Annotated in this window: 7 protein-coding genes; 6 read left to right on the forward strand and 1 reads right to left on the reverse strand. The window is 71.0% G+C overall.

Annotation, left to right across the window (positions count from 1 at the left end):
- Positions 1–515: HAD-IIA family hydrolase (locus ADX84_RS24640; protein WP_049579788.1), on the forward strand; the 515-nt coding region annotated here is incomplete at its 5' end.
- 106 nt (positions 516–621) lie between these two features.
- Here ADX84_RS24640 and ADX84_RS24645 read toward each other — a convergent pair.
- The gene (locus ADX84_RS24645; protein WP_017535724.1) at positions 622–1005 is read right to left on the reverse strand and encodes an RNA polymerase-binding protein RbpA; all 384 of its coding nucleotides are present in this window, start codon (positions 1003–1005) and stop codon (positions 622–624) included.
- Between the two features lie 654 nt (positions 1006–1659).
- Between ADX84_RS24645 and ADX84_RS24650 the strand changes: the two genes are divergently transcribed.
- From ADX84_RS24650 to ADX84_RS24670, 5 genes are read left to right on the forward strand one after another with little or no spacing between them, the layout of a single operon-like run.
- Complete coding sequence (locus tag ADX84_RS24650; protein ID WP_199776694.1) at positions 1660–3012, forward strand: ATP-binding protein; 1353 nt, start codon at positions 1660–1662, stop codon at positions 3010–3012.
- Positions 3012–3416, forward strand: coding sequence for a roadblock/LC7 domain-containing protein (locus ADX84_RS24655; protein WP_049579792.1), 405 nt, complete (start codon positions 3012–3014; stop codon positions 3414–3416). The genes ADX84_RS24650 and ADX84_RS24655 overlap by 1 nt, the downstream gene beginning before the upstream one ends.
- Positions 3413–3769: a DUF742 domain-containing protein gene (locus ADX84_RS24660; protein ID WP_049579794.1), complete on the forward strand. Its 357-nt coding sequence runs from the start codon at positions 3413–3415 to the stop codon at positions 3767–3769. The genes ADX84_RS24655 and ADX84_RS24660 overlap by 4 nt, the downstream gene beginning before the upstream one ends.
- Positions 3750–4364: an ATP/GTP-binding protein gene (locus ADX84_RS24665; RefSeq protein WP_049579796.1), complete on the forward strand. Its 615-nt coding sequence runs from the start codon at positions 3750–3752 to the stop codon at positions 4362–4364. Before ADX84_RS24660 ends, ADX84_RS24665 begins: the two co-directional genes overlap by 20 nt.
- The gene (locus ADX84_RS24670) at positions 4361–5578 is read left to right on the forward strand and encodes a cytochrome P450 (RefSeq protein WP_049579798.1); all 1218 of its coding nucleotides are present in this window, start codon (positions 4361–4363) and stop codon (positions 5576–5578) included. The genes ADX84_RS24665 and ADX84_RS24670 overlap by 4 nt, the downstream gene beginning before the upstream one ends.
- The last annotated feature ends 37 nt before the right edge of the window (positions 5579–5615 follow it).

Genomic DNA, 5615 nt, shown 5'->3' on the forward strand with positions numbered 1-5615 from the left:
AGTCGGGTCTGACCACCGCCCTGCACAACGTGGGCTACGTGATGACCGAACGCGACCCGGACTACGTGGTGTTGGGCGAGACCCGCACCTACAGCTTCGAGGCCATCACCCGCGCCATCCGCCTGGTGCGCAACGGCGCCCGGTTCATCGCCACCAACCCCGACGAGACCGGGCCCAGCGCCGAGGGGCCGCTGCCCGCGACCGGCGCGGTCGCCGCGCTGATCGAGAAGGCCACCGGCCGCCGCCCCTACTTCGTGGGCAAGCCGAACCCCCTCATGATGCGCTCGGCGCTGCGCAGGATCGGCGCGCACTCGGAGAACACCCTGATGGTCGGCGACCGTATGGACACCGACGTGCTCAGCGGCCTGGAGGCCGGTCTCCAGACGGTCCTGGTGCTCTCGGGCATCTCCGGACGCGACACCGCCGACCAGTTCCCCTACCGGCCCACCCGCGTGATCGGCTCGGTCAAGGAACTCGTGGGCCACACCCAGAACCCCTTCGGCACCGGGGCCTGACCGGGCTCCTCCCGAAACACGTTCCCGGAACATGACGACGGGGGCGGTGGACCATGTCCACCGCCCCCGTATCCGTCGTCGGGCAGGCCGTCGGGCCCTCCCAGGGTCAGGCGCTCTGCCGCTGCTTGGCGATCTCCTCGACCTTCGCCGCCTCTTCACGGCGGCGGGCACGGAGCAGTTCCAGCCGCTCGGCGAGAACCTCTTCCAGGTCCTCCATGCTGCGGCGTTCCAACAGCATGTCCCAGTGGGTGCGGACCGGCTTGGTGTTCTTGGGTTCCTCGCCGCCGCCGTCACGGCGCAGTGCGCGGTCGCCGCAGAAACGGCATTCCCATTCGGCGGGGATTTCGGCCTCGGTCGCGAAGGTGACCGAGAAGCGGTGACCCCGGGTACAGTCGTAGGTGACTTCCTGCCGGGGAGCCAGGTCGGTGTTGCGGTCGTTCTCGTAGCTCGTCGCCCCGAGCCGTGTGCCGCGAAGTGCTCGCTCGGCCATCGTGTGGGTGCCTCCAGGCGCTTGTGCGGTCTCGCGGGGTGTAACGCGTCGGTCCACGTCAAGATTCCCCACTGACCTGAGGTCGAACCTCCTCGGCGGACGCGGGAGCCCGCCCGATGCGTGAGGGCCCGCCCCGCCGGGCCGGTCCGGTGGTGGTGACCTGCACCACTCCGGATGTCCGGCCCTCGAAGTCGCCGACCCCGCTCCGGCCACCCGATCCCCGGTCCCACGCCGCCAGTCCGTCGTGCCGCCGCGCGGTACCCGGATCGCCGCTGTTCGCGGTCGCGGGGGTGGCGACGGTGGATTTTCGGACGGCTTCGTATTCGCGCGTTCGTGCAGTTCAGGAAAGGTTCTTGGGTTTCGTCCGGTGTTCCGTGTCGATTCCCCGGATGGACGCTTCCCGGCTCGGTGCGGAGTTGTGCGGGTCTTCAGTCGGTATCACTAACTTTGTCGGCTAACTCCGGTATTCGTCATTGTTCTGACATGGGAGCCGGTTGGGTCAAGTGGTATCTTTGCTCGCTGTGTGAACAAAGGGCAGGTTGAAGGCCTTAAGGCTGCCTATGTAACACAACAGTGCACGTGGGCTGAGGATGCCCGTTCGGCGTGCTCTTCGGCGTGTGCAAATAGTGAGGACGTGTCCGGACATGGAGCGCCATGACTGACCAAACCCCCCGTCCCGACGGAGTGCCGCCAGCGAGGTCGACCGCCCCGCGCTGGCTGCTCGTCCTGGTGCCGGCCCTGCCAGCCTGGGGGTGGGCGCTCTGGGCCACCCGACCCGACGGGTGGATCCCGGTCCTGGCCGCCGGAGGGGTCGCGCTCGCGCTGATCCTCGTCCTGGCTCTCCTCCTGGCGCGCAGGGACCGTCAGGTCGCCGAGCTCCGGGCCCGAGTGGACACGGCCCGCACCGAGACCGCCGCCCTCTCCACGGAACTGCTGCCCCGCATGGTCGAGCAGCTGCGGTCCGGCGACTCCGCCGACACCGTCCTGCACCGGATGCCCGACGTCGCCGACCCCGCGATCTCCGCCGTCCTGCGGAGCGTGGCCAGCGAGGTCTCCGCCTCCGAGCGCCGCCGCTCCGCCGCCATGGCCGCCTGCGCGACCGCCGCGGGACGGGTCCAGGCACTGTCCACCACCATGCTCGCCGACCTGCGCCGCATGCAGGAACGCCACGGTGACGGCGACGCCGGGGCCGACGTCCTCGGTGACCTCATGCAGCTGGACCACACCACCGCGCAGACCGGCCGGGTCGCCGACAGCATCGCGATCCTCACCGGTGCGCGGTCGGGGCGTCGCTGGGGTCGCGCCATCCCCATGGAGAGCGTCCTGCGCGGCGCCATGGGCCGGATCGGCGCCTACCAGCGAGTGCGCACCCACAGCGTCACCAACCTGGCGGTCGCCGGGTTCGCCGCCGAGGGCGTCATCCACGCCCTCGCCGAGATCCTCGACAACGCGGCCAAGTTCTCCCCGCCCACCGCCGAGGTCCACGTCCACGTGGAGGAGGTGCAGGCCGGGATCGCCGTCATGGTCGAGGACGGAGGCCTCGTCATGGGGGAGGAGGCGCTGCGCCGGGCCCGCGCGGCGGTCCGCGACGGCCTCGACATCACCACCATCTCCGGGACCCGCCTGGGACTGTCGGTCGTCGGCCGCATCGCCCAGCGCTACGGTCTCGAGGTCTCCTTCCGCTCCTCCTCCAGGGGCGGCACAGCCGTGGTCCTGCTCCTGCCGCAGCGCATCGTCAAACCGCTGACCGCCAGCGTCCCCGCACAGCCGATCACCGTTCCCGAGCCCTCCTCCCGCGAGACGGCGGCCCCTCCCGCAGACACGGCCCCCGCTCCCAGGGCGGACAGCGGGCTGCCCTTGCGTCGCCGGGGGCAGTCCCTCGCGGCGGCGGAACGCAACCGGCCCGCTCCCAAGGAGGCCGGTCCCCGCACCCCCTCCACGGGGTTCGGCGCGTTCCGCTCCGCCGTGCGCGGCCAGGAGACGACCGACTCACCGAAGGAAACATGATGGACCTCAAGACGCTGACCTGGCTGCTCGAAGGCCTGCTGGAACGCACCCCCGGCACCCGCCACGCGCTGGTGCTCTCCCGGGACGGCCTCAAGCTGTGCCACACCGCCGGACTGGGCAACGACAGCGCAGACCACCTGGCCGCGATCGCCGCGGGGGTGCAGAGCCTTGCGCACAGCGCCTCGGTGGAGTTCGGCGACGGCCGGGGCGGGGTCCGACAGGCGATGGCCGAGTTCTACGGAGGTCTCCTCTTCATCGTCGAGGCGGGGCACGGCACCCACCTGGCGGTCATCACCAACGGGGAGGCCGAACCTGGGCTGGTCGGCCACAACATGAACGAACTGGTCGAGCAGATGGGTGAGCACCTGACCACGCCGTCCCGAGCCGGGGCCGAAGCGGAGTGAGTCCGTACCGACGGGAGAGCCCCGACCGGCTCTACATCATCACCTCGGGCCGCAGCCGCGGCGGCGACGAGTCCCTGGACGCCGTCACCCTCATCGTCACGGAGAGCGCCCCCGTCCCCGGCATGCAGTCCGAGCACGCCGCCATCCTGCGCCTGTGCGTGAGCCCCATGGCGGTGGTGGAGGTCGCCGCGCACCTGCGCCTGCCCGTGGCGGTCACCCGCATCCTGCTCACCGACCTCCTCGACACCGGCCGGGTGAGCGCCCGCCACCCGGCACCGGCGCCCTCACCGGCGCACCCCCTGGCCTCCCCGGACGTGTTGGAGAAGGTGCTCGTTGCACTCCACAACCTCTGAACCCGCTCACACCGACCAGCAGGTGACCCCGCTGGCGGACAGCACCGAACAGGCCCTGAAGATCGCCGTGGTCGGCGGTTTCGGGGTCGGCAAGACCACCATGGTCAGCTCCGTCAGCGAGATCCGCCCGCTGACCACTGAGGAGACCATGACCCGGGCCGGGGCGGGCATCGACGACCTGGAGGGGGTCGAGGGCAAGCGCACCACCACCGTGGCCTTCGACTTCGGCCGGATCACCCTCGACGCCACCTCGGTCCTCTACCTGTTCGGCGCTCCCGGACAGGAACGCTTCTGGTTCCTGTGGGACCGGCTGTTCACCGGTGCGCTGGGCGCGGTCGTCCTGGTCGACACACGGCGTCTGGAGGACTGCTTCTACGCCATCGACCGCCTGGAGGACCAGGGCACGCCCTTCGTCGTGGCGCACAACGACTTCGGCGAGTCCGAGCACTCCCTCGAGGACGTCCGCACCGCCCTGGACCTGGACCCGGGCATCCCCCTGCTGCGCTGTGACGCCCGAGAGCGAGGCTCGGCCAAGAAGGTGCTCATCGCCCTGGTGGAACACGTGCGTTCCCTGATCACGGAAGGTCCCCGATGACCGGCTGCCCCGTCCGGATGTACGGACCCGAGTTCCAGTCCGACCCGGGCGGTCTCTACGAGAGGATGCGGGCCGAACACGGGCCGGTCGTGCCCGTGCGGATGGAGGGCGACATCCCCGCGTGGCTGGTCGTCGGCTACCGGGAACTGCACCAGGTGATGAACGACACCACCGTGTTCGCGCGCAGTTCCAGCCGCTGGAACGCGTGGCACCTGGTCCCCGCCGATTGGCCGATGCTGCCCATGGTGATCCAGCTGCCGTCGGTGCTCTACACCGAGGGGACCGAGCACCGCCGCCGCACCGGTGCGCTCACCGACGCCCTGTCCGGCACCGACCTGCACGAGCTGCGCACCACCACCGCGCGCATGGCCGACCGGCTCATCGACGCCTTCTGCACCACCGAGGGCACGGACCTGCGCACCTCGTACACGGCACGGCTGCCCGCGCTCGTGCTCAGCTGGATGTACGGGCTGGACGACGTGCGCGGCGACCACCTCGCCGACAACATGAACACCATGATCGACGGCGGCCCCGACGCCATGGTCGCCCAGCAGACGCTGATGGCCGCCATGAGCGAGCTGGTCGCGGACCGTCGTGCCAGGCCCGGCCCGGACGTGGTCTCCCGGCTGCTCGACCACCCCGCCGGGTACAGCGACGAGGAGGCGGTCCCGGAGCTCATCGTCCTGCTGGGCGGCGGCAACCAGCCGACCGCCGAGTGGCTGGGCAACGCACTGCGGCTGATGTTCACCGACGCCCGTTTCGGCGCGTCCATCGCCGGCGCCCGCAACAGCGTGCAGGAGGCCCTCAACGAGGTCCTGTGGGAGGACACCCCCACCCAGATCCACGCCGGGCGCTTCGCCGCGCACGACGTCGAGCTGGGAGGCCAGCTCATCCGGCAGGGCGACCTCGTGCTCCTCGGGATCTCCGGCGCCAACCGGGACCCGCTCGTGCGCTCCACGGCGGGCCGGATCGGTGACCGGGGCAGCCAGGCCCACCTGTCTTTCTCGCACGGACCCCACCAGTGCCCCTACCCGGCCCGGGAGATCGCCGAGATCATCGCCGTCACCGGCGTCGAGGTGCTGGTCGACCGGCTCCCCGACATCGAACTCGCCGTTCCCGCCGAGGACCTGCGCTGGCGCCCCTCCCCGTGGGTGCGGGGGGTCGCCTCCCTGCCCGTGACCTTCACCCCGACCGAACCGTACGGGGGCCTCTGACCGCAACGGCCCCCGCGTGCCCCCGATCCCCGCGTAC

The organism is Nocardiopsis sp. SBT366, from assembly GCF_001083815.1.
Taxonomy (GTDB): Bacteria; Actinomycetota; Actinomycetes; order Streptosporangiales; family Streptosporangiaceae; genus Nocardiopsis; species Nocardiopsis prasina.